This window comes from Enterococcus cecorum (assembly GCF_052119425.1).
GTDB lineage: Bacteria > Bacillota > Bacilli > Lactobacillales > Enterococcaceae > Enterococcus_E > Enterococcus_E cecorum_C.
In genome coordinates this window covers 42939-66305 of sequence record NZ_JBQKFH010000012.1, presented here as the reverse complement: position 1 = coordinate 66305, position 23367 = coordinate 42939, and the positions used below count along the sequence as shown (strand labels likewise).

The window sequence follows — 23367 nt, the reverse complement described above, 5'->3', positions numbered from 1 at the left end:
CTTTATTTTTGTATTCACTTTCAAAAGATAAATAGAGATCTTTCCACTACTATCTAAATGGAAAGACCTCTATTTTTTCACATAGGGGCTACTTTTGGGTCAGCCCCTTTTTGAAAAAGGCAATAATATTTTCAGCTACATTCTGAGGTATGCCTGCTGCTTGAATGTCGGCTAAACTCGCCTCTTTTAAATTTTTCAATGATTTAAAGGTCTTTAATAACTGCTGCTTACGTTTAGGTCCTAATCCTTCAATCGCATCCAATTGTGAAGCAAAACTATTTTTACTGCGCAATTGGCGATGGAAGGTGATTGCAAATCGGTGGACTTCATCTTGTATCCGCTGCAATAAAAAGAACGCTTGTGAATTATGCTCTAATGGTACTACTTCAAGTTCGGGACCAAATAACATTTCACTAGTTTTATGCTTATCATTTTTCGCTAATCCAGCTATCGGTAAATCCAATCCGAGCTGATTTTCTAGCACATCTTTGGCTGCATCCACTTGTCCTTTTCCACCATCAATAATAATCAAATCAGGTAAAGGCAGTCCTTCTTTTAACACCCTAGAATACCTCCGATAAATCACCTCACGCATTGAGGCATAATCATCGGGGCCAGTAACGGTTTTTATTTTGTATTTTCGGTATTCCTTTTTAGCAGGCTTCCCATCAATAAAGACAACCATCGCCGAAACTGGATTGGTCCCAGAAATATTGGAGTTATCGAAAGCTTCAATTCTAGTTGGCGCAACAATTCCCATTTTCTCCCCTAATACTTGTACGGCGCCAATAGTTTTTTCTTGTTTTTTATCAATCAAAGCAAATTTTTCCTGTAAAGCAACCTGCGCATTTTTATTGGCTAAAAAGACTAATTTTCTTTTCTCTCCACGTTTTGGTTGAGTTACTTTACAATCGACCAATGAGGCAACACTTTCATAATCAATTTCTTCAGGGATCAATATTTCATTTGGGATAATATGTTCAGCCTTTTGATAAAACTGTCCAATAAAGGTTAAAAAACTTTCTTCCGGCTCGTCATAGATGGGAAAACTAGTAACATCACGTTGTATTAATTTACCTTGGCGCACAAAAAAGACTTGTACACAAAGCCAGCCGCGTTCGACATAATAACCAAACACATCACGATTGACAAAGTCAGTTTGCGTCATCTTTTGGCGTGTCATAATGGTATCAATTGCCTTGACTTGATCACGATATTCAGCGGCTTTTTCAAACTGCAAATCTTCAGCTGCTTGTGTCATTTTTTCCACGATTTCTTGGCGGATTTCTTGATAGTCTCCCCCTAAAAAGCGTCGAATTGCTTGCACCATTTTTTCATACTCTTCAGGGTCGATTTGAAATACACAAGGTGCTAGGCATTGATGCATATGATAGTACAGACAGACTTCTTTAGGTAAAACCTGACACTTACGCAACGGAAAAAGTCGGTCCAACAACTTTTTCGTCTCATTGGCAGCCCCAACATTGGGATAAGGACCAAAATAATAGGCCTTATCTTTCAGTACTTTGCGTGTAATTAATAGTCGCGGATATTTTTCATTGGTAATTTTAATAAAAGGATAAGTCTTATCATCTTTTAATAAGATATTGTATTTTGGTTGATTCTTCTTGATAAGATTGATTTCTAAAAGTAAGGCCTCTACATTTGATTCAGTCACAATATATTCAAAATCGGCAATTTCCGAAACTAATAGCTCAGTTTTGGTATTATGACTGCCAGTAAAGTAGCTCCGAACGCGATTTTTTAATATTTTTGCCTTGCCCACATAGATAATTTGGCCTTGTGCATCTTTCATGAGATAACAACCTGGCTGATCAGGTAATAATGCTAATTTTTCCTTAATATGTTCTTTCATGTCTTCACCAAAAAAGGGCCGGCTATCAAGTAGTCGACCCTCATCTATTAAGATAATTTTTCAACGATTTCCTCTAAAGCTGGTTTAGGTTGCACGCCTACACGCTTTTCAACTAATTCGCCATCTTTGAAGAATAATAGTGTCGGAATACTCATTACACCAAAGCTAGCAGCTGTTTGAGGGTTATCATCGACATTTAATTTTGTAATTTTTAGCTCAGTTTCATCATATTTTTGTGACAATTGGTCCAAAATTGGCGCTTGCATACGACATGGTCCACACCAAGGAGCCCAAAAGTCAACTAAGACTAAACCTTCGCTGATTTCTTGTGAAAAAGTAGCATCAGTAATTTCTTTTGCCATTTTTTACACCTCCTCTGTTCTTAATTGAATTATAACACGTCTTAGCATTTTTACCAAAAAGCATGCTTATATTCTATTTAAACTTCACAATCGTCGCACCATTTCCTCCTTGATTGGCTGGGGCAAATTCAAAGGAAGCCACACTGCGATGATTTTGTAGATATTTGGTAATCCCTTGTCTTAGTGCACCTGTCCCTTTACCATGAACAATACGGACTTGCGGATAACCAGCCAGAATCGCTGCATCAATATATTGGTCGACCTCATTTAAGGCTTCTTCATAACGTTTTCCTCTTAAATCTAGCTGTGGATCGACATGACTCGTTTGACTGGAACGTACGGTATGAATCACGCGTTTTGGTTCTTCTTTCACAGGGTCCGTTGCTTGCAATTCATCTTCAGCTATCGTCATTTTCAAAATTCCCATTTGGACTTGCCAATGATGATTATCCACTTTTTGAAGCAAGGTACCTCGTTGACCATATTGCGCTACCATTACCTCATCGCCAGGTTTAAGTGCTTTTTGTTTTTTCGCTTTTTGTAAAACTTTATTTTTCTTCAAATGATCTTCTTGATGTAAATCAGCTAATTTCGTTTTAGCTTCGATTAATTGGTGCTCTTTCACATTACCTTGACCTTGAAGCAATTGCATTTTACGAATGTCAGCAATAATTGTATCAGCTTCTTCTTGCGCTTTTTCAACTAGTTCATTGGCTTGTTTGCGGGCCTTAGCAAGTTCAACTTCGCGTTCTTCAAAAAAGGCTTCATAGGCAACTTTTAAATCATGATGCAATTGTTCAGCTTCACTGACATGATGACGCAATTCAAGATATTCCGTTTCAGTCATTTTCCGACGATTTTCTAAGTCTGCAATCATTTCATTTAAATCTTGAGTTTCGCCATCTAAAATCTGTTTCGCTTGCTCAATGATTGGATTTGCTAAACCAAGACGTCGTGAAATTTCAAAGGCATTACTGCGCCCAGGTACACCAATTAATAGACGATACGTAGGGCTTAAGGTATCAACATCAAATTCCATTGAAGCATTAATGGTTCGTTTACGATTATAGCCATAAGCTTTTAACTCAGGATAATGGGTAGTGGCAACGACAAAACTATTTCGTTTTTGCAACTCATCTAAAATTGAAATGGCTAGTGCAGCCCCTTCTTGTGGGTCAGTGCCGGCGCCAAGTTCGTCAAGTAAAATCAAACTCTTATCATTCGCTTTGTTTAAAATACTGACAATATTCGTCATGTGTGAAGAAAAAGTGGATAAGTTCTGCTCAATACTTTGTTCATCTCCGATATCAGCAAAAACTTCATCAAATAAACCGACTTGACTCTCCTCATCTACGGGAATGGCTAAACCAGATTGCGCCATTAATTGTAATAAGCCCAGTGTTTTTAAGGTAATCGTCTTACCCCCAGTATTCGGTCCGGTAATGACAATCGTTTGGAAATCCTTACCGATAAAGATATCATTGGCCACGACTTTCTTAGCATCAATTAATGGATGTCGGGCTTTTTTTAAACTAATTTCATTATGAGGGTGAATAACTGGCACACAAGCCTTTAATTCTTTGGCATGGCGCGCTTTGGCATTCATAAAATCATAAAAAGCCAACACCGTCGCATTATGCGCAATTTCTTTACGATTTGGCACCAATTTTGCAGATAATTCCGCTAATATGCGTTCTATTTCCGCTCGTTTTGCGATTTGTTGTTGACGCAAGCGATTATTTAACTCCAGCACTTGTTTTGGTTCGATAAATAAAGTTTGTCCTGAAGCACTTTGGTCATGAACGACCCCACCGAAAATCCCCCGATACTCTTGTTTAACGGGAATTACATAGCGGTCATTACGCATCGTTACCAACGTATCACTTAAATAGCGAGCATTTTTCCCACGAATTAAGCCATCTAGTGTTTCGCGAATCGTTTGCTCACTTTGTCTAATTTGACGACGTAAATTACGCAATACTTCAGAAGCTTCATCATTCACACGCCCGTCTTCATCAATCGCTAGCTTCAACTCCTTCGTCAAAGCTGGTAAGTAAGTGAGTTGTTCCGCCCAATGATACATACGATCTAAAGGCAAATCTGCTTCTTTTAATTCTTCAAAAAAGGTCACTAATTCTTGAGTAGTTGTTAATACTTTTGTGACTTGCGCAAGTTCTTGACCATTTAAGTTGGCACCAATCTCAATACGTTTCATATGAGGAGTAATGCTTTCTAAACGAGGAATTGGGATGCCTCCTTTAAGTCTTAGAATTTCCATCGCTTCAAAGGTTTCGGCTAACCAATGATCCAGTTTTTCTTTTTTGGCAATGGGATGTAATTTATCTAATATTTCCAGCCCTTGATCTGTGGTTAGATACTGGGCAATTTGCATTTTGACTTGCTGATATTCTAATACTTCTAAAATTCTTTTATTCAATCTAACCTTCCTCTCACAATTAATGGTAAACGAAACAAGGAAGGACTATATAATCGCCTTCCTCATCAAACTTATTTCAAGAACATCTGCTCAAACATATTTGAAAGAATCGGTGAATGCTTCACAACGAAACTTGCAAAATCAGGTTTGAAAAATACATTTTGGATTGTCGCTAATGGAATCATGCTCAAAATATAGAAAAATAAGCAAATGAATGTATAGCTGATACCTAAATTTAATATTCCCGCGGGTAACCAGTCTAAATCATTTAACAAGCGGACAAAACGTAATTGTACAAAAAAGATACCAATAAATTTTGTAAGCAACCATCCAATAAATAAAATGATAAAAAATGAAACAGCCGCATAATAGGCTTTATCTAAATCTAGTGCTGCCTCCTGAGAATAGAAAGCTAACCTACTATCCACCGTAACAGACATATACGGAATATAAAGCTCTAACTTTTTTGCTAATCCCTGATACATGGAACTAGCAATCATAAAAGAGAGAATAAATCCTGCTGAATAAACTAACTGATAGGCAAATCCACGACGCCCCCCAGAATAAAAGGAAAATATTAATAAAAAGAAAAAGAAAATATTTAACATGCTTATCCTTCCTGAGATTGGCTACTCTTTTCTTGAATGCTCCGTTTGCGTTCTTCGTTTAAAATTTGTTGTGCTTGGACATGATTGTGAATTTCAATATCTGTTTGACCATTCTTTTCAAGCACTTCTTTGGCTTCTTTTTCAATCGCTTCAATCCGCTTGATACGATTTTCTAACTCAACTAATTTAATTGTTCTTTGACGTAATTCTTGATTTTCTTTCTCAAGTTCTAAAATCTTTGCTTGTTTTTTTAGTTGATCTGAAATCGCATTAACACTAACTAAAATCGCAGCTTGTTCATTATCAATTTGCGTAGATAAACTTTTTATTTCATTTAATTGTTCATTGACTAGGCGAACAACTAAATCCATGTGTTCTTTACTTTCGTGTCCAATGATTGTATAAGTTTGACCATCGATATTTGCTTTATATCTTGTTTTAGGTGATGGCATCTTCATTTCTCCTTTAACCGACTCTCATCAATAGAGACAATTCTCATTTTGCCTACTTTCTTAATAGACAAAATACCTTTACCTATTATAACCAAATTTCAATAAATGTAAAATAGCTGGCATGAAGAAGCATAAAAAAATCAGAGTGTCACAACCAACACTCTGATTTCTTTAGACAATTAGTTCACTGGGACAACTGCGCCATTGTACTTATCATCAATAAATTTCTTCATATCATCGCTTTGTAAAACTTTTACTAAGGCTTTCACTGCTTTATTCTTTTCGTCACCTTTACGTACAGAAATGACATTTGCATAAGTTTGTGCAGATTCAGATTGAGCAGATTCTACAAATAAAGCATCTTTTTTCACATCTAATTTAGCAGCAACCGCATAGTTACCATTCACTACAGCAATATCCGTATCTTGTAATGAACGGGCAGTTTGGGCAGCTTCAACTTCTTTAATATTTAAATTCAATGGGTTTTCAGCAATATCTTGAATCGTTGCATTAATGCCTGCGCCATCTTTTAATTTAATTAAATCAGCTGCTTCTAATAATAATAAGGCACGTGCTTCATTCGATGGATCATTTGGAATCGCAACCGTTGCACCTTTTTGTAAATCTTTAATAGCTTTCGTTTTCCCTGGATAAATGCCAAGTGGTTCGAAATGCACCTTACCAACACTTACAATATGCGTTTTCTTTTCTTTATTGAAGTTATCCATGTATGGTACGGTTTGGAAATAGTTCGCATCGATTTGTTTATCTTCTAAAGACGTATTTGGCATAATATAATCGTTAAAAACTTTTACTTGTAAATCATAGCCTTGTTTTTTCATCGCATCCTTGGCATACTCTAAAATTTCAGCATGTGGGGTTGGACTTGCTCCGACGATTAAAGTTTTGTTATCCGCAGATTTGCTAGCCTCTTTTTCATTTCCTTTGCCAGCACCGCAAGCAGCTAAAGCAACCACTGCTAAACCAACTGTTAAAATTTGTGTAATCTTTTTAAAACTTTTCTTCATTTTTCATTTCTCCTATCTTTTATCTATTTTTGTTGCTAATTTCATTCCCAACACTTGAATCAGTTGGACAATAATGACAATTACTGCAACGGTAATAATCATTACATTATTATCATAGCGATAGTAACCATAGTTAATGGCAATCGTCCCTAGACCACCGCCACCAACAAAGCCGGCCATCGCTGAATAACCTAAAACTGTAACCGAAGTAATCACGGCTCCTACTGCTAAAGACGGTTTTGCTTCAGGAAGTAAGACTTTAGTGATTAATTGCCACCAGTTAGACCCCATAGACAATGCCGCTTCAATCACACCAGCATCCACTTCTTTTAAGGAAGATTCCACCATACGAGCAACAAATGGAATCGCTGAGACCACTAATGGCACAATTGTCGCGGTAGAACCTAGTGTTGTCCCTACAACAAAACGAGTAAATGGTAATAATAAAACCAATAAAATCAAAAATGGAATCGAGCGAAAGACATTGACTAAAAATCCTAATATTAAATTGACGATACGATTCGGATAGAGCGACCCTTTATCCGTCACAAATAATATAACGCCTAATGGTAAGCCAAATACATAAGTGACAATCATTGAAACAAAAACCATATATATTGTTTCGATGATTCCAGTAGTTAAAGTATTAATCATTGTTGCGTCCAAGATAAGCACTTCCTTCCTCAAAATCTAAGCCTTCTCGAACCAAGATTTCTTTAATTTTTTCAACTAAAGCTTCTTTTTCTGGTAATTGTACAATCATCTGACCGAAAGCTTTTCCTTTAATTTCTTCTGTATCAGCTTTTAAAATATTGATTGGCGCTTGTGATTCTAAAATTAATTTAGAAAGTAACGGTAAAGATGCCGCTTGCCCATCAAAACTGATACGAATGATTGGTCCGGTGCTTGGAATAAATTCTGTATTTTGCTCTGTTAGTAACATTTTTCTAGTGATTGGCGATTTCGGATTTAAGAAGATTTGTTCCGTTGTCCCTGTTTCAACCACTTGTCCTTGATTCATTACGGCAACTTTATCACAGATTCTTTGTACGACTTCCATTTCATGGGTAATAATGATAACAGTCACACCAAGTTTTTCACGAACTTCTTGCAAAAGGTTTAAAATTTGCAAAGTTGTTCCAGGATCTAGCGCACTGGTTGCTTCATCACATAGCAATACTTTTGGATCAGTTGCTAAAGCGCGGGCAATGGCCACCCGTTGTTTTTGCCCACCGGATAATTGTGAAGGATAGGCATTCGCTTTATCACCTAAACCAACCAATTCCAATAACTCTTGCGCCTTTTTGGTAGCTGCTTCTTTTTTTACACCTGCAATTTCTAAAGGATAGCAAATATTTTTCAACACGCTACGTTGACTAAATAAGTTAAATCCTTGGAAAATCATCGAAATCGATTGGCGTTTTTGTAATAATTCTTTTTGACTAAGCTTGACTAAATCTACACCGTCAAAAAGCACTTCCCCCGAGGTAGGGACTTCTAATAAATTCATACAACGCACTAAAGTAGATTTCCCAGCCCCAGAAGCCCCAACAATACCAAAAATTTCGCCTTTTTCAACTTTTAAGGAAACATCTTTGACTGCTGTTACTTCTCTTGACTGTACTTGAAACGTTTTGCTCACATTTTTTAATTCAATCATTTTCTTTCCCTTTCTGATACATCTTTGAATGATAACTTTCAAATAACTATTGTAAACAAAAAAGCCGTCCTTTGCCACTATCAGCAAAGGGACGACTGAAAAATCGTGTTACCACCCTAATTCGCATTATCCTTACAGACAATGCCTCCATAAGTTCCATTTGAAACCCGATGATATAACGGTCATTCCCGTCTAAATTGCGTGAACAATTTAGAAACTCCGAGCTCATCTTCACTTACTCAATTAGCATCCTTTCTCACCAACCGGATTCTCTTTAACTAATTTCACATAAGCTACTCTTCTCTTCAATGTCAAAACTATGAATATGAGGTAAGTATACAAGTAGTCTTTCAATGTGTCAACTACAAATATTTATTTTTATGAATATTTTTTAACTGACTCTCATCACGATTTAAGATAAAGAAATTGAATACGGTTCTTTTTTCTATCTATCTTTTTTAGTATAATAAGAGTTCAAGGAGGAATTTTTTGATGTTAAATGCAGATATGATTGTTGAAAAAATGAAAAATCAAAAAATCAATTATGATCGTGTGTTACGAAAAATGATTATTGAATGGGAGAAAAATGAAGAACGTCCACGAATTTTGCTACATTCTTGTTGTGCCCCTTGTTCGACTTATACGTTAGAATTTTTATGCCAATATGCTGATGTGACAATCTTCTTCTCTAATTCTAACATTCATCCTGAAAGTGAATACTTACGTCGGATGATTGTGCAAAAGAAATTTATTGAAGATTTCAATGCAAATACAGGGAACAATGTGCAACTGATTGTCGATGAATATAACCCCAATGATTTTATTCAAATGATGGTGAAACAAAACTTACATAATGAAAAAGAAGGCGGTAAACGTTGTGATGCGTGCTTTAATCTACGCCTTGACTTAGTTGCCCAAAAAGCCCAAGAGTTAGGATATGATTATTTTGGAAGTGCCTTAACCATCTCTCCTAAGAAAAATAGCCAATTGATTAACCAGATTGGCATGGATATTCAAAAAATTTACAATACCAATTATCTACCAAGTGATTTCAAGAAAAACCAAGGCTACCAACGCTCAATCGAAATGTGTAAAGAATATGATGTGTTTCGTCAATGTTATTGTGGCTGTGTCTTTGCTGCTAAACAACAAGGGATAGATTTTAAAGCAATCAAAAAAGAAGCCCAAGAATATGTAGATAATTATGAAAAAGAAAATGGTAAGTTGGTGTTTACTTTCAATGCTGATTAGTATACTTAACCTGGCTTTCACTTTTTTAGTTAGTATTTATCTATGTATCTTTTTAAGTACTGGACTATTGGTCTTAACCCTAATGTTGCGTGCCAAAAAATTGGTTCAAAAGATGCCAACTCCCCAAAAGGAGGTTCAAAGAAAAATGTTTATGACGCAAATGCTATATTTCTTTATCCTTTTAATTGTTGTTGCTTGTATCAACACGCTATTTATTTGGCAAGGCAATTTCTACTTTGGTATTGGACTCATCGCATTTGGCATCTTTCATATTCTCTTTAAATTCATAACCAAAAAAGAGCAATTGAAAAAAATTCTTTAAAAAAACTAGGCAGTTAAATTTTGAACTGCCTAGCTTTTTTTATTTTTTAAAATTGTAAGTATGGTCAAAGGAATGGTTAAAATCATATAGCCTAAAATGGCAAAAACAGCAATTCTCCCACTTGTAGAAAGATGTAATCCATTACTTACACCCTCACAAATCAGAATTGCAACTAAATAAATAATAAATAATTGAAAAAAACGTTTAAAGCTCATACCAAAATCCTTTCTATAATTGCTTTTGGATGAGTAGAATCGAACAAAAGACCATTAAAAATCCTACCCACTCAATCCAACCAAATGCCATTTGGAAGATGATAATTGAAAATACTAAAGATAAGAGTGGCTCTACCGCAGTTAATATTCCTGCAAGCGACGGTGAAATATAGCGTAAACTTTGAGAATAACAAAAAAAGGATAGAGCCGTCCCCACTAAAGCGACAATTAAAAACTGACTCACTGAAAATAGCGTAAAAGTTCCTGTTGGATGCCAAAATGGATGAATAAGATTAGCAAAAGTCCCACCGATTAACATCCCCCAACCAACAACACTTAAACTGCCATAATCACTAATCAGTTGTCTTGGCAAGATGCTATAAATGGCAATGGCAAGTGCTGCAATCAATCCCATTATAATGGCCATCTTCGGAACAATTAATTGATGTAAATTTCCATGAGTTGCTAGTAATAATATACCAATAAATGTCAATAATAACAAAAATATTGTTTGAATACTCGGCCAACGTTTTTGCCTAAATGCTTCATAAAAGATGATGAATACTGGACCTGTAAATTGGATAATCGTCGCAAAAGAAGCATTGCTAAAAGCGATGGTCTGAAAAAAACCAGCCTGGACCGCATACATCCCAAAAATTCCAAATAAAATTAAGGACAGGGCATCTTTAGGATTTTTAAAAATGGCCAACAGCTTTCCTTTATGACTCCCTTGACTAATTAATATTAAGACGAAACCTGAAACAAGCATGCGCGCAGAGACTAACCAATTGGCAGTAAAGGAAAATTGTTGTAACAAAATTTGTCCGGAAATTCCTGAAATTGCCCAAAAAGCCGCTGCACTAGCTGCATAAATCATTCCCTTAGTTTTCACTTTTTATCCTCCGCAAAAATTTCATAATACTTATACTATACATGAAAATGCTAAAAATAAAAGGGTTTATCTTACATTTACCCCAAATTGCCCCTCCCAGCTGTTTTTAGCGTAAAAAAAGTGTTGGCATTCTTGAAATACCAACACTTTGATTGATTATTCTTCCTCTTCAGCCATAAAGGTATTGAATACTTCTTCAATCATATCCCATTCAGCTTCCGTTTCGATTTGTTGTAATTCGCCTTCTGTGCCGTCTTCATTTTCTAAGTAGGCATAGGCTTGTAATTCAACATCTTCATCCTCTGGCACACCAGCAGGATATAACAAGACGTAATTACGGCCAAATTCTTCTTGTCCATCAATGGTTAAAAGAATTTCGTATAATGTTTCATTTCCTTGGTCATCTACCAAAGTAATGTGTTCATGTCCTTCATGATCGTGATCATGGTCATGATGATGATGTGTCATGTTGCATTCCTCTTTTCTATTTATGTTCATAATGATTTACTAGAAATATCTAAATAATTTTGTAAAATCATTACGGCTGCTAATTTATCAATGACTTTCTTGCGTTTTGCTCGCGAAGTATTAGCTTCCTGTATTAGCATACGCTCTGCCTGCACAGTTGTCAAACGTTCATCTTGATAGTCAACTGGTAACTGAAATTTTTCAGCAATCATTTTCCCATAAGCTTGTGAAGCCAATGCGCGTGGACCAATTGTATTATTCATATTTTTAGGTAAACCCACAACAAACTTTTCGACTTCATATTCTTTCACTAATTCAGCTAAACGTTCTAAACCAAACTCTTCTTTTTCCTCATCGATTCGAATTATTTCTACACCTTGAGCCGTCCAGCCCATTAAATCACTGACTGCTACGCCCACTGTTTTCGAACCGACATCTAATCCCATAATTCTCATTGGACATTAATCCCGTGGTTCGTTAAGTAATAGCGAATTAACACTTCTAATACTTCATCACGTTCATGACGACGAATGAGATTACGAGCATCGCGATAACGAGGAATATAAGCTGGATCGCCGGATAATAAGTAACCCACGATTTGATTGATTGGGTTATATCCTTTTTCTTCAAGTGCGCGATAAACAATTTCTAAAGTTTCACTTACTTCTTTTTTACGGTTATCATCAAAACTAAAACGGACTGTTTCATCTGTAAAGCCCATAGTAAACACCTCTTTTTCTAAAATAGAATCATACTACTTCTAAGTTCTATTATAACTGATATTTTTATTTTTAGATATGATTTTAGCTTTTTTCTTAAAAATTTTAAAAAGTCCGATAAACATACTCATTTTTTGGTGCTTGAATTTGTTTGACCTGGGATACTTTTACAACTGGTAATTCTCGTTTAAATGGTGCATAGTATTCCGAAACTAATTCACCTTCCACTGATAACCAATCATTATTCTTATATGAGGTTGGTTTATTAAAATCAATTCTTAAACCAAAGACCCCAGAATCAGCAATACAGTGAATGACGCCAAATCTAAATAAGAAAATATCTTGCTGGTTGGCAGTTGTTGAATGATACACAAAACCTTTAAATTGAATTTTTTTACCAATAAACTCACTTGGATAATTATAGATAATTTCCATCAACTCCAAGTAATTCGTATCAGTAATAACAATTTTTTGATCTTTAGTGTATTTATCTAAGAGTCGATTCATTTGTTTTTGATAATCCGTGGTATTAAAATAAATGCTCGTATCTGGACGTAAATACTGCGTTTGAAAGTACGGATCACCCGTAGATTCTTTACTTAGCGGAAACTGAAAACCTTTAGCCTCAACAATGGTCGTATCCAAACTAACTTTAGGAAAAGCTAAACCAACCACAATCGGCATCATTAATAAAGCATAACCAATCACTTTTTGATAGCCCTTTTGCATGCCATGATGATGATCGTCTTCGTGGTGTGTGTTATGCTTATCATTTTTCACCCATTTAAAAAGTTGCACAATCGCTAATAAAAAAGCGAGCCCCATAGATAAAAAGGCTAAATAACGATAATGGACGTTAATATATTGATTGAGCTTACCACTGATTTGCAAAAACATCATCAACCAAACATAACCGATCAAAATTAAAAACCTTATCATCCTTACACCACCCATGCATAGATAATGACTACAAGTGCAACTAAGCCAACCATCGAGGCAATAAAGCGCGTATTAAAGTAGCGTTTCATCATTAACAAATTCTTGATATCCACCATCGGACCAAAGACTAAAAAGGCAATCACCGGTGCTTGTCCAAATAAGCTTAATAAACTTGAACCGATAAACGCATCTGCTTCGGAACATAGCGATAAGATAACAGCTAAAATTATCATCACAAAAATAGCGAGTAATTTCGTAGAGCCCAAAGTGAGTATCCATTTTGTCGGTAAGTAAGTTTGCATACTTGCTGATAAAAGTGCACCAATCATTAAGTAGCGTCCGGTATCAAAGAATTCATCCAAACTATGATCTAACACATGACCAATGGCGTGGATGCGACTTGTTTTTTCATGATGATCGTGTTGATGTACAGGCACTTCTTGCATCGCGCGTAGACCTTCTTCATTTAAAATAGGTTGCTTATAAAAATAGGCCAACCAACTCCCCACAACTACTGCAACTAGTAAACTCCCCACTGCTCTAAGCAAGGCAAATTTCCATGAATTTCCAAAAGCAATAAAGGTTGAAAATAAGACAATCGGATTAATAATAGGTGCGGTCAACATAAAAGCAAATGCTGTATAGGTAGGTACTTTTTTACGTACAAATTGATTCACAATCGGCACAATCCCACACTCACAAGACGGAAAAAAGATTCCCATGGTAGAACCAACTAAAATCGATAAAAATTTATTAGTTGGTAAAAATTTCTTCACGCGCTCGGGAGTTAGGTATACATGAAGCGCACCAGAAATAATACATCCCAATAAGACAAATGGTAAAGCTTCTATGACAATGGATAAAAAAATCATACTCATTTGTAAAAACGAATGAGGTAGCTGTTGAAACATAAATTTCCTCCTAACGACTTATCTTTCAACTAATTAGAGTATTACGAAACGAAAGAAAGTACAACCATTCAAGCTTAATCTTAAGAAAAAAGCATACTCAATAAATATGATAATTATCTATACCCTCTTGTTCGATAGTAATGATTAATTGATGTGGTAGACAGATACTTGTTTGACCAACTGTATCAATCCAACCCGTTCTTACAGCAATTTGGTCAGGGCTATTATCTTCTTTCACACGTATTCGTCCATGATAAATTTCAATAATATTATATTGCTTTTTATTAGGATAATATGTTTTTAAAATATGTTGTTTCTTTGTTAAATCAAATCTTTCTACTTCTTTTCCTTTAATTTTTACAATAGCATATTTTGTGGTTACTACATTATTTTCATTTGATTGTTGAACATGAAAAAAAACTAATGGTAAAAATGAAGCAAAAAGAAATAATACAATCAAAATAAGATCGCCAAACTTCATTCTCATTAAGTGGTACATCTAACTACAAACTACTTGAAAATAGGTTTACCAATAATAAATTTAAGTAGTCTCTCCTTTCATAGAATTTAAAAATAGGCTTATTTATGAACAATGGTATCATAAATAAACCTAATGAAACTTTTACTATATAGAATTTTTTAATTTATTTTTTTTATGCAATTTTATTATCTTTAATGCTCGTTTTCTTGTTTTGATATTTGGACTTTTCAATCGTCTGTAAGCACTAGACAAATCATTCTTTTCCAATATTTCTTCCCTCTTTCCGTATATCTGATATCTTCACTTATTTGGATTATTTATTTTACTTCTTTAAAAACTACTTTTTTACGTAATTTGGGTGAATATTTCTTTAATTCTAGCCTTTCAGGCGTATTACGTGTATTTTTGGTCGTTAAATAAATTCTTTCCTTTGTTATCGTACATTCTAAAATAATATTTTTTCGCATAGTTCTTTCCCTCCCAGTAGATTTTTTTCTAAATTATCGTCTAATTCTCAACTTGAAAACCTATGAATCATAAAATTTATCACACTACAATTCCCTATTCATTGATTTCCTGTTATTACCAACTTGCTTTTCTCACCCCAGGAAGTAACCCTTGATGAGCCAATTCCCTAAATTTAATGCGAGACATTCCAAATTTACGCATATACCCACGAGGACGACCATCAAGCTGGTCTCTTAATTTTAAACGATTTGGATTAGCATCTTTAGGTAATTTTGCTAAGGCTGCGTAATTTTTTTCTTGCTTTAGCTGTCTTCTCAAAGCTGCGTATTGTTCAATTAACGCTGCTTGTTTTTTTACTTTTTCGATCTTTGCTTTTTTTGCCATAATACACCTCTACTCTTTTAAATCGTAATTGTTTCGATTTGTAAATTATATTAACATCTCTTTAAATCATTGTCAATAAAAAAAGTGAAGAGTACTATTTTACTAGCCTCTCCACTCATTTATTGATAACCAAGGATAAATTTAATTATGTACAAAAATATCCATTGGTGGATTATCAGAATTTAAAAAGTAAATCAAAGTCTGTAACTCATTCGTTAAGTCTACGTTTTGGATAATCACATCTTGTGGTGCATTCAAACGAACTGGCGTAAAATTAAGAATGCCCTTCACTCCTGATTCAACCAATTCATTAACGACATCTTGTGATTTATCAGCAGGTACAGTTAAGATGGCAATGTCAATCGCTTGAATCTTAATTTGTTCCTTCATGTCGCTCATTGGATAAACAGGAATTCCATCAATAATCCGTCCAACTAGGTTTTCATCCACATCAAATGCCGCACTAATGCGAATAGAGTTACTATGATGGAACTTGTACTTCAGCAAAGCACTTCCTAGATTTCCGACCCCAATCAAGGCAACATTCGTCATCTTGTCTTCATTTAAAGTCACCGCAAAGAACAGCATCACTTCTTCAACGTCGTAACCATAGCCACGTTTCCCTAATTCCCCAAAATAAGAGAAATCACGACGAATCGTTGCGCTGTCAACTTGTACCGCTTCACTTAATTCAGTAGAAGATACTTTCTTTTTACCTGCTTGATGGAGCATTTTTAAGTATCTATAGTAAATCGGTAAACGTTTGGCAGTAGCTTTTGGAATTTGTTTTTCTTTCACATTTTTCCCCTCCAATTTGTGAACTATTCACTATTTCCATGGTTATCTTAACAGACTTCACACAAAAAAAGCAATTTATCTGCTCACAAATTAGCAACTATTTTTCAAATTCATTTATCATTTTAAAAGCGATTACAGACATCCACAAAATCCATGAGAAAGAAGCAAAATTTTTCTAAACTATCTTTTGCTTTTTTAGATTGAATTTCTATGATAGACTGAGAATGCAGTAAATTTTAAAGGATGAAAATAATTATGATTATCTTACAAGTCAATCAAGTGGCCCGCCTTTTTGGTGCTGAGGTCCTCTTTGAAAATATCCAAATGGAAATTGACAGCCAATCACGTATTGCCTTAGTTGGCCGCAATGGTGCTGGCAAATCAACCTTAATCAAAATTATCGCAGGAATTGAACAACCTGATCAAGGACAAATTGTCCGCAATAAAAATATTCAACTCGGCTATCTTGCACAAAATACCGGATTGGAAAGTGAAAATACCGTTTGGGAGGAAATGCTTTTATCTTTTTCACAAGTCCGGGAAATGGAAAGTCGGATGCGCCAGTTAGAAATTCAAATGGGTGAAAGCGACTTTACTTCTGCTGAGTATGAACGCTTATTAAAAGAATACGATGAATTACAACATCAATTTAAAGAAAAAAATGGCTATGGCTATGAAAATGAAATTCGTACCGTCCTTCATGGATTCCAATTTGGTCCAGAATATTATGAACAAGCCATTGATACTTTATCGGGTGGTCAAAAAACGCGGCTAGCCTTAGCAAAACTGCTTTTACAAAAACCTGACCTACTGATTTTAGACGAACCCACCAACCATTTAGATATCGAAACACTTTCTTGGTTAGAAGGCTATCTCCAAGGCTATCAAGGTGCGTTACTCATTGTCTCTCATGACCGCTATTTTCTTGATAAAGTCGCTACCGAAGTTTATGAATTAAGTCGTCGGAAAATGCGCTATTATAAAGGCAATTATAGTCAATATCTTGATTTAAAAGCCCAGCAACTCGCAAGCGAATGGAAAGCTTATGAAAAACAACAAGAAGAAATTCAAAAATTAGAAGATTTCGTGGCGCGTAATCTCGTGCGGGCATCTACTACTAAACGTGCCCAAAGTCGACGCAAACAGTTAGAAAAAATGGAACGACTAGATAAACCTAAAGGGGATGAAAAGTCAGCACACTTCCTCTTTAACATCCAAAAAGAATCTGGAAATGTCGTCTTGCAGCTGACAGATGGTGCTATTGGGTATGAAAATGTCATTTTGAGCGAACCGATTGAACTCGATATTCGTAAGCAAGAAGCGATTGCCTTAGTAGGTCCTAACGGGATTGGCAAGTCCACCCTTTTAAAATCGATTATTGGTCAAATTCCGCTGATTAAAGGTGATATCCACTTGGGAAGCAATGTTTCGATTGGTTATTACGATCAAGGACAAGCCGATTTACATTCTAATAAGACGATTATACATGAACTTTGGGATGAACACACGACTACCCCTGAAGGAGAAATTCGCACCATTTTGGGTAGTTTTCTTTTCTCAGGCGAAGATGTGGAAAAACCAATTTCACTATTAAGTGGTGGCGAAAAAGCGCGCGTTGCCTTGGCCAAACTATCCATGGATCAAGATAACTTTTTAATACTTGATGAACCGACCAACCATTTAGATATTGATAATAAAGAAGTATTGGAAAATGCATTGATTGATTATCCTGGAACACTTCTTTTTGTCTCTCATGACCGCTATTTTATTAATCGCATTGCTACTAAAGTCATTGAACTTTCAGAACATGGCAGCAAACTCTATCTTGGGGACTATGATTATTATTTGGAGAAAAAACGCGAAGAAGAAGAACTTAAAGCACTCCAAGCACAAACAGAAGAAAAAATACCGGAAATCTCTTCTGGCAAACAATCATTTATGCAAAGTAAAGAGCAGCAAAAAGCACTGCGGAGTCTCACCCGTCAAATCGAACAATTAGAAAAAGAAATGGAACAAATCGAAGCGCAAATTGCACAATTAGAAACAGCGATGACCTTACCAGAAAATCTTGCGGACCACCAAGCATTATTAGACTTAAATCATGAATTAGAACAAGCGAGAAGCCAACAAGATCGCATTTTAGAAGAATGGGAAACAGCCACTTTAGCATTAGAAGAAATGGAAAATGAATAGATGAAAGAAACACTTTATACCCATACCTTTGAAGTATCCGATATGCAGATTTCACTGGGGGTATCTGACAAAGGTCTAGTCTTTGCAGCGCCTAGTAGTGATTGTGAAAAAGAACGTGCAACTTATCAGTGGTTAGAAGATACACAAGTCACTACGCCATTTGTCCAATATTACCAACAATACTTTAACGGTCAGTTGCCAACTGTCTCCTTTGCTCTTGACCTGAGAGGCACACCGTTTCAAAAACAAGTCTGGGAAACGCTATTGACGATTGATTATGGTCAGGTCGTTACTTACAAAGACGTCGCTCAAAAAATGAAGCGACCAAGTGCAGTTAGAGCTGTTGCCAATGCGATTGGAAAAAATCCAATTTTAATTATCGTCCCTTGTCATCGTGTCATTGGATCAAATGGGCAATTAACCGGATTTGGTTGGGGAATCCCGCTAAAGAAAAGACTCTTAACACTTGAAAAAAATATCCTCTCAACTCGTGCAAAAGGTTGAACGTTCAATCTTTTGCACTTTACTTTTGGCTGAAAAAGGTAGACAATAAATCTATCATTACGAGAGGATGAAACAAATGCAATTACTACACTATGATTTAACAAGCAAAAATCAGCGCCAAGCAAGTGTGGATGTTTACTTAAGAGAAATCGTCCAAGAAAACCCACAGCCTTTACCAATTGTGGTCATCTGTCCTGGTGGAGGCTATCGTTTTGTTTCTAATCGTGAATCAGAGCCACTTGCCTTATCCTTTATGAACCAAGGCTATCACGCATTAGTTTTAAACTATACGACACGTGATACGTTTGCTAAAGGCACATTTTTAGAGGATTGCCTAGAACAAGTCGCCCTCACTTTTGAGTTGATTCATCAAAATGCTAAAAAATGGCAAGCCAATACAGACGAAATCTTCTTATTAGGTTGTTCTGCTGGTGGCCATTTAGCTGCCTCTTATAGTAGTCAGTGGCATCAATTCCATCAAGAAGCTTCTTATCAACCAAAAGGCACAATTCTTTGCTACCCAGTCACTAGCTTTGATTTGGGATGGCCAAAAACAGTGGATCATTTAGGCATCACTAAAGAAGATTGTCTGCGATATGATACGATTGCCCAGATTAATCCAAAGACGGCACCAACTTATATTTGGCACACTTTTTCCGATGGTTCCGTACCTGTAGTCAATTCGCTAAAATATTGTGAAGCGCTCTATCAACAACACATTCCTTTTGAAGCACATATTTTTGAAAATGGCAAACACGGCTTAGCACTTGCAAATGAATCAAGCGCGAAGTCATTTGATGCAGAATATTTACTCCCGGAAGTTGCACAATGGTTTGAAGAATGTAGTGCCTGGATGAAACGACAACGCCAAAAATAAACAAAAAAATACATGAGAAAATTGTTTCAACGACAACTTCTCATGTATTTTATTTTACCTACAAGACAAATCTACGCTGCAACTAATCCCTTATTTAAAAAAATTCCGAAAGACAACAATCAAAAATTTAACAATCAAGTAACATAATACATAAACAGGAATAACGATACATGGAGAATAAAGGAAGATATTTTCCTTGAGATAGTATTCTTTAAAAACATAAGCAACAACATAAATACTAAGCACTATGGAATATCCAGCTAAATCCTTTATTAATGATTGAGTCCATTCATCCCTTAAAGCGTAATACCTTTCTACTCTATGTTGGTCTTTTTTAAACCACCAAATAAATATTTTTATTATCGCAAAAAATAGTAATAAAATTAAGCAAAATAGTAAATCAAGAATATTCGGACTATTGATAAATAAAAGAAACGTAACGAATAAAACAGTTACAAGAAAAATCAAGCTATTAGAAGTGTTAAATAATATTTCAAAAAATATATATCTAAAATTATATTTCAAGGAGATCACCCCGTTATGGATAACTTGAAGTACTAAATTGTAAATAATGGATGGAAAGCTAATATCATTTCGAAAATCACTTCATTTTTTCCGTTATCTATTTTCCTTTCTAAGTGTACTTCCGATATCTCTAGTCGCAAATTCCATGCTAAATTTAAGCAAAAGCATTAACCGCTTACAATATTATTGTATCTTGATTTTGATGATAATGCAATAATTAATAAATAAACAAAAAAATACATGAGAAAATTGTTACAACGACAACTTCTCATGTATTTTTATTAATTACGATACATCTTCAACTCAAGGAATAAATCATTGTAGATGCCCAAATATTTCGAACCTAAATTATCATAGACTTCCAAATGCTTTATTAATTCATCGGAAGGATAGAATTGCTTATCGCTAGTTATTTCTTTAGGTAAAAGCTTCATGGCCTTTTTATTTGGTGTCGAATAACCGATATATTCAGCATTTTGTGCTGCATTTTTTGGTTCGAGCATGAAATTCATAAAGTCATAGGCTCCCTGGATATTTTTCGCCGTTTTCGGAATGACCATATTATCAAACCAGAGATTCGATCCTTCTTTTGGAATCACATAATGCAGATGCTCATTTTCATACATCATATCAGCCGCTTCTCCTGAGAATGTGACTGCTACTGCACTTTCTTCGTTGGCCATATACATTTTAATTTCATCGGCGACAATCGCTTTGACGTTAGGCGTGATTTTACGTAATTTATTGACCGCTTCTTGGAGTTGCTTATCATTTTTACTATTTAAAGAATAACCTAAACTATTTAACCCTAAACCAATGACTTCACGTGCCCCATCAATCAACATCACATTATTTCTTAGCTCTGGACGCCATAAATCATCCCAAGACTGGATATCTTTGCCATCAACGAATTTGTCATTATAGACAATTCCTAATGTTCCCCAAAAGTATGGAATGGAATATTTATTATTCTTATCAAAACTTAAATTCAAAAAACGCGAATCAATATTGTTTAAACCCTTAATTTTACTATGATCAATTGGGATTAAAAGGTTTTCTTCTTTCATTTTTTGAATCATATATTCACTAGGAATGGTAATGTCATAAGCCGTACCACCTTGTTGAATCTTGGTAAACATCGCTTCGTTGGAGTCAAAAGTTTCATAATTGACTTTATAGCCATATTCTTTTTCAAACTTTTTAATCAAATCAGGATCGATATAATCTCCCCAGTTATAGACATTCAAAACTTTAGCTCCCGACATCCCACTTGATTTTTGTAAATGATGGACGCCTAAAGCTAATACACCGATAATGACTAAAATACCAATAAATAGAGATTGCAATTTTTTCATCGGATATTTGCCACCCCCGTTTGGATTGATCGACCTTTTTTACGACGTGGGCGATTATCTTTGCTAATGAAGTAATAACCGACAACTAAAAGCATCGAGAAGATAAAGACTAAGGTACTTAAAGCATTAATTTCTAAGCTAATCCCTTGACGTGCCCGTGAATAGATTTCTACGGACAATGTTGAAAATCCATTACCAGTCACAAAGAAAGTAACCGCAAAGTCATCTAAGGAATACGTAAAGGCCATAAAATAACCAGCAATAATCCCTGGTGATAGAAATGGCAGAATAATACGCATTAAGACTTGACGATAATTCGCACCCAAATCAAGGGCTGCCCGAATCATACTATCATTCATTTCTTGTAGCTTTGGCAAAACCATTAGCACCACGATTGGAATACTGAAAGCTACGTGTGAAAGTAAGACACTGATAAAGCCAAGACTAAAGTTACTGAACAAATTGCCAATCATCGTAAAGAAAATTAAGAAACTTGCACCAATAATAACGTCAGGAGAAACTAACAAGATATTATTTAAACTCAATAATGTCGTGCGGCTTTGACGTCTCTTCGTATAATAAATCGCCATTGCACCAAAAGTTCCAATCATGGTCGCAATCAAGGCAGATAAAAAGGCTAGTAAAAATGTGTTTAACACAATGATAATCAAACGCGTATCTGACCACAATGTTTGATAGTGTTCCCAGGTAAAGCCGGTGAACTTATTCATAGTACCGCCTTTATTAAAAGAATAAAAAATCAAGTAAAAAATGGGCGCATACAAAATGATAAACACTAAAGTTAAATAAATTTTCGAAAAGAGGTTTTTCTTCATTTTTTAGCCCCTCCTTTACGTTTTTCTGCGGTTAACATCATGACAATGAACATCGCTACAATCAAGACCACGCCAATGGTTGAACCCATTCCCCAGTTTTGCGTCACTAAGAAATGCTCTTCAATGGCTGTCCCTAGCGTAATCACTCGGTTTCCGCCAATCAAACGCGTTAACATAAAGAGTGAGAGTGATGGAATAAAGACCGCTTGAATCCCACTTTTTACCCCATTTAAGGATAGAGGAAAAATCACGCGTCTAAAAGTTTCAAAGTTATTCGCGCCTAAATCCCGACTCGCATTTAACAACGAAGGATTGATTTCTTCTAATGCATTAAAAATTGGCAAAATCATAAATGGCAATTCAATATAAGTTGCGACCGTCATAAAACTAAAATCGGTAAACATGATTTGGACCGGAGCAATGCCAAAGAATGAAAGGAATTGATTAATACTACCATGAATCCCAAAAATACCAATAAATGCATAGGCTTTAAGCAATAAATTAATCCATGTAGGTAAAATAATCAAAAGTAGCAACAAATCTTTGTGCCGTAATTTCGTTAAAAAATACGCCGTTGGATAACTAATCAAAAGAGTGGTTAAGGTAATTAAAAAGGCATACCAAATCGAATTCAGCGTCATCATCAAATACTTGCCTGATGTAAAGTAAGTCGCATAATTAGCGAGGGTGAAATGCCCACTAATATCAAAAAAGGACTGATAAATAATTAGTAATACTGGGGCAATGACAAATAAAAGCAACCAAGCAACATACGGAATCGCATAAATTTGTTTTAATTTGCTCAA

28 protein-coding genes and 1 other annotated feature are annotated in these 23367 nt (G+C 35.4%); of the genes, 5 read left to right on the top strand and 23 right to left on the bottom strand.

Annotated features, from left to right (window positions below; translation table 11 throughout):
* Window positions 1-88: 88 nt before the first annotated feature.
* The 8 genes from uvrC to ACTQZM_RS04655 form a co-directional block, all read right to left on the bottom strand.
* Complete coding sequence (gene uvrC / locus ACTQZM_RS04690) at window positions 89-1876, bottom strand: excinuclease ABC subunit UvrC (RefSeq protein ID WP_441653049.1); 1788 nt, start codon at window positions 1874-1876, stop codon at window positions 89-91.
* A gap of 47 nt (window positions 1877-1923) precedes the next feature.
* Entirely contained in the window at window positions 1924-2238 is a 315-nt protein-coding gene (trxA, locus tag ACTQZM_RS04685) for a thioredoxin (protein WP_016251791.1), read from the bottom strand.
* A gap of 73 nt (window positions 2239-2311) precedes the next feature.
* Window positions 2312-4675 (bottom strand): endonuclease MutS2, encoded by a 2364-nt coding sequence (locus ACTQZM_RS04680; protein WP_441653048.1) that lies wholly within the window; start codon window positions 4673-4675, stop codon window positions 2312-2314.
* Between the two features lie 71 nt (window positions 4676-4746).
* The gene (locus ACTQZM_RS04675; protein ID WP_441653047.1) at window positions 4747-5283 is read right to left on the bottom strand and encodes a CvpA family protein; all 537 of its coding nucleotides are present in this window, start codon (window positions 5281-5283) and stop codon (window positions 4747-4749) included.
* A 2-nt stretch (window positions 5284-5285) separates the two neighbouring features.
* Entirely contained in the window at window positions 5286-5735 is a 450-nt protein-coding gene (locus ACTQZM_RS04670) for a cell division protein ZapA (protein ID WP_441653046.1), read from the bottom strand.
* 179 nt (window positions 5736-5914) lie between these two features.
* Complete coding sequence (locus ACTQZM_RS04665; protein WP_441653045.1) at window positions 5915-6763, bottom strand: MetQ/NlpA family ABC transporter substrate-binding protein; 849 nt, start codon at window positions 6761-6763, stop codon at window positions 5915-5917.
* A gap of 12 nt (window positions 6764-6775) precedes the next feature.
* Window positions 6776-7438: a methionine ABC transporter permease gene (locus ACTQZM_RS04660; RefSeq protein WP_016251786.1), complete on the bottom strand. Its 663-nt coding sequence runs from the start codon at window positions 7436-7438 to the stop codon at window positions 6776-6778.
* Window positions 7410-8423, bottom strand: coding sequence for a methionine ABC transporter ATP-binding protein (locus tag ACTQZM_RS04655; protein ID WP_441653044.1), 1014 nt, complete (start codon window positions 8421-8423; stop codon window positions 7410-7412). The genes ACTQZM_RS04660 and ACTQZM_RS04655 overlap by 29 nt, the downstream gene beginning before the upstream one ends.
* Before the next feature lie 84 nt (window positions 8424-8507).
* Window positions 8508-8741, bottom strand: a binding site (T-box leader).
* A gap of 174 nt (window positions 8742-8915) precedes the next feature.
* Here ACTQZM_RS04655 and ACTQZM_RS04650 point away from each other — a divergent pair.
* The gene (locus ACTQZM_RS04650; RefSeq protein WP_441653043.1) at window positions 8916-9674 is read left to right on the top strand and encodes an epoxyqueuosine reductase QueH; all 759 of its coding nucleotides are present in this window, start codon (window positions 8916-8918) and stop codon (window positions 9672-9674) included.
* Window positions 9675-9819: 145 nt separating this feature from the next.
* Entirely contained in the window at window positions 9820-9996 is a 177-nt protein-coding gene (locus tag ACTQZM_RS04645) for a hypothetical protein (protein ID WP_248625075.1), read from the top strand.
* Between the two features lie 29 nt (window positions 9997-10025).
* On the opposite strand, the gene ACTQZM_RS04640 is transcribed toward ACTQZM_RS04645, so the two are convergent.
* The 12 genes from ACTQZM_RS04640 to ACTQZM_RS04585 form a co-directional block, all read right to left on the bottom strand.
* A complete protein-coding gene (locus tag ACTQZM_RS04640) occupies window positions 10026-10211 on the bottom strand; it encodes a hypothetical protein (RefSeq protein ID WP_087663142.1) in 186 nt (61 codons plus the stop codon).
* A 13-nt stretch (window positions 10212-10224) separates the two neighbouring features.
* Window positions 10225-11103 carry a DMT family transporter gene (locus ACTQZM_RS04635; RefSeq protein WP_441653042.1) on the bottom strand — a complete coding sequence of 293 codons (879 nt, stop codon included), beginning with the start codon at window positions 11101-11103 and terminating at the stop codon, window positions 10225-10227.
* Between the two features lie 156 nt (window positions 11104-11259).
* Complete coding sequence (locus tag ACTQZM_RS04630) at window positions 11260-11571, bottom strand: DUF1292 domain-containing protein (protein WP_047241803.1); 312 nt, start codon at window positions 11569-11571, stop codon at window positions 11260-11262.
* Between the two features lie 26 nt (window positions 11572-11597).
* On the bottom strand, window positions 11598-12026 hold the full coding sequence (gene ruvX / locus ACTQZM_RS04625) for a Holliday junction resolvase RuvX (protein ID WP_441653041.1): 429 nt from the start codon (window positions 12024-12026) through the stop codon (window positions 11598-11600).
* Complete coding sequence (locus ACTQZM_RS04620; protein WP_016251779.1) at window positions 12023-12292, bottom strand: IreB family regulatory phosphoprotein; 270 nt, start codon at window positions 12290-12292, stop codon at window positions 12023-12025. The genes ruvX and ACTQZM_RS04620 overlap by 4 nt, the downstream gene beginning before the upstream one ends.
* Window positions 12293-12395: 103 nt before the next feature.
* Window positions 12396-13229, bottom strand: coding sequence for a TIGR03943 family putative permease subunit (locus tag ACTQZM_RS04615; protein WP_441653040.1), 834 nt, complete (start codon window positions 13227-13229; stop codon window positions 12396-12398).
* A gap of 2 nt (window positions 13230-13231) precedes the next feature.
* Window positions 13232-14140, bottom strand: coding sequence for a permease (locus ACTQZM_RS04610; RefSeq protein ID WP_441653039.1), 909 nt, complete (start codon window positions 14138-14140; stop codon window positions 13232-13234).
* 97 nt (window positions 14141-14237) lie between these two features.
* Window positions 14238-14639 carry a NusG domain II-containing protein gene (locus ACTQZM_RS04605; RefSeq protein ID WP_016251776.1) on the bottom strand — a complete coding sequence of 134 codons (402 nt, stop codon included), beginning with the start codon at window positions 14637-14639 and terminating at the stop codon, window positions 14238-14240.
* 126 nt (window positions 14640-14765) lie between these two features.
* Window positions 14766-14888, bottom strand: coding sequence for a putative metal homeostasis protein (locus tag ACTQZM_RS04600; protein ID WP_087214932.1), 123 nt, complete (start codon window positions 14886-14888; stop codon window positions 14766-14768).
* Between the two features lie 50 nt (window positions 14889-14938).
* Complete coding sequence (rpmG, locus tag ACTQZM_RS04595; RefSeq protein WP_016251775.1) at window positions 14939-15088, bottom strand: 50S ribosomal protein L33; 150 nt, start codon at window positions 15086-15088, stop codon at window positions 14939-14941.
* Window positions 15089-15203: 115 nt separating this feature from the next.
* Window positions 15204-15473 (bottom strand): 30S ribosomal protein S14, encoded by a 270-nt coding sequence (gene rpsN / locus ACTQZM_RS04590; RefSeq protein WP_441653038.1) that lies wholly within the window; start codon window positions 15471-15473, stop codon window positions 15204-15206.
* 141 nt (window positions 15474-15614) lie between these two features.
* The gene (locus tag ACTQZM_RS04585) at window positions 15615-16271 is read right to left on the bottom strand and encodes a redox-sensing transcriptional repressor Rex (RefSeq protein WP_113827633.1); all 657 of its coding nucleotides are present in this window, start codon (window positions 16269-16271) and stop codon (window positions 15615-15617) included.
* Window positions 16272-16526: 255 nt separating this feature from the next.
* On the opposite strand from ACTQZM_RS04585, the gene ACTQZM_RS04580 reads away from it, so the two are divergent.
* From ACTQZM_RS04580 to ACTQZM_RS04570, 3 genes are all read left to right on the top strand, one after another.
* Window positions 16527-18464: an ABC-F family ATP-binding cassette domain-containing protein gene (locus tag ACTQZM_RS04580; RefSeq protein WP_441653037.1), complete on the top strand. Its 1938-nt coding sequence runs from the start codon at window positions 16527-16529 to the stop codon at window positions 18462-18464.
* On the top strand, window positions 18465-18968 hold the full coding sequence (locus ACTQZM_RS04575) for a methylated-DNA--[protein]-cysteine S-methyltransferase (RefSeq protein WP_441653036.1): 504 nt from the start codon (window positions 18465-18467) through the stop codon (window positions 18966-18968).
* Between the two features lie 76 nt (window positions 18969-19044).
* On the top strand, window positions 19045-19845 hold the full coding sequence (locus tag ACTQZM_RS04570) for an alpha/beta hydrolase (protein ID WP_441653035.1): 801 nt from the start codon (window positions 19045-19047) through the stop codon (window positions 19843-19845).
* Between the two features lie 806 nt (window positions 19846-20651).
* Here the strand turns inward: ACTQZM_RS04570 and ACTQZM_RS04565 are convergent.
* Genes ACTQZM_RS04565 through ACTQZM_RS04555 form a run of 3 tightly spaced genes read right to left on the bottom strand, consistent with a single transcriptional unit; the run spans window position 20652 to window position 23367 of the window.
* Entirely contained in the window at window positions 20652-21725 is a 1074-nt protein-coding gene (locus tag ACTQZM_RS04565; RefSeq protein WP_441653034.1) for an ABC transporter substrate-binding protein, read from the bottom strand.
* Window positions 21722-22561 (bottom strand): ABC transporter permease, encoded by an 840-nt coding sequence (locus ACTQZM_RS04560; RefSeq protein ID WP_243198349.1) that lies wholly within the window; start codon window positions 22559-22561, stop codon window positions 21722-21724. Before ACTQZM_RS04560 ends, ACTQZM_RS04565 begins: the two co-directional genes overlap by 4 nt.
* On the bottom strand, window positions 22558-23367 hold the full coding sequence (locus ACTQZM_RS04555; RefSeq protein WP_441589814.1) for an ABC transporter permease: 810 nt from the start codon (window positions 23365-23367) through the stop codon (window positions 22558-22560). The genes ACTQZM_RS04560 and ACTQZM_RS04555 overlap by 4 nt, the downstream gene beginning before the upstream one ends.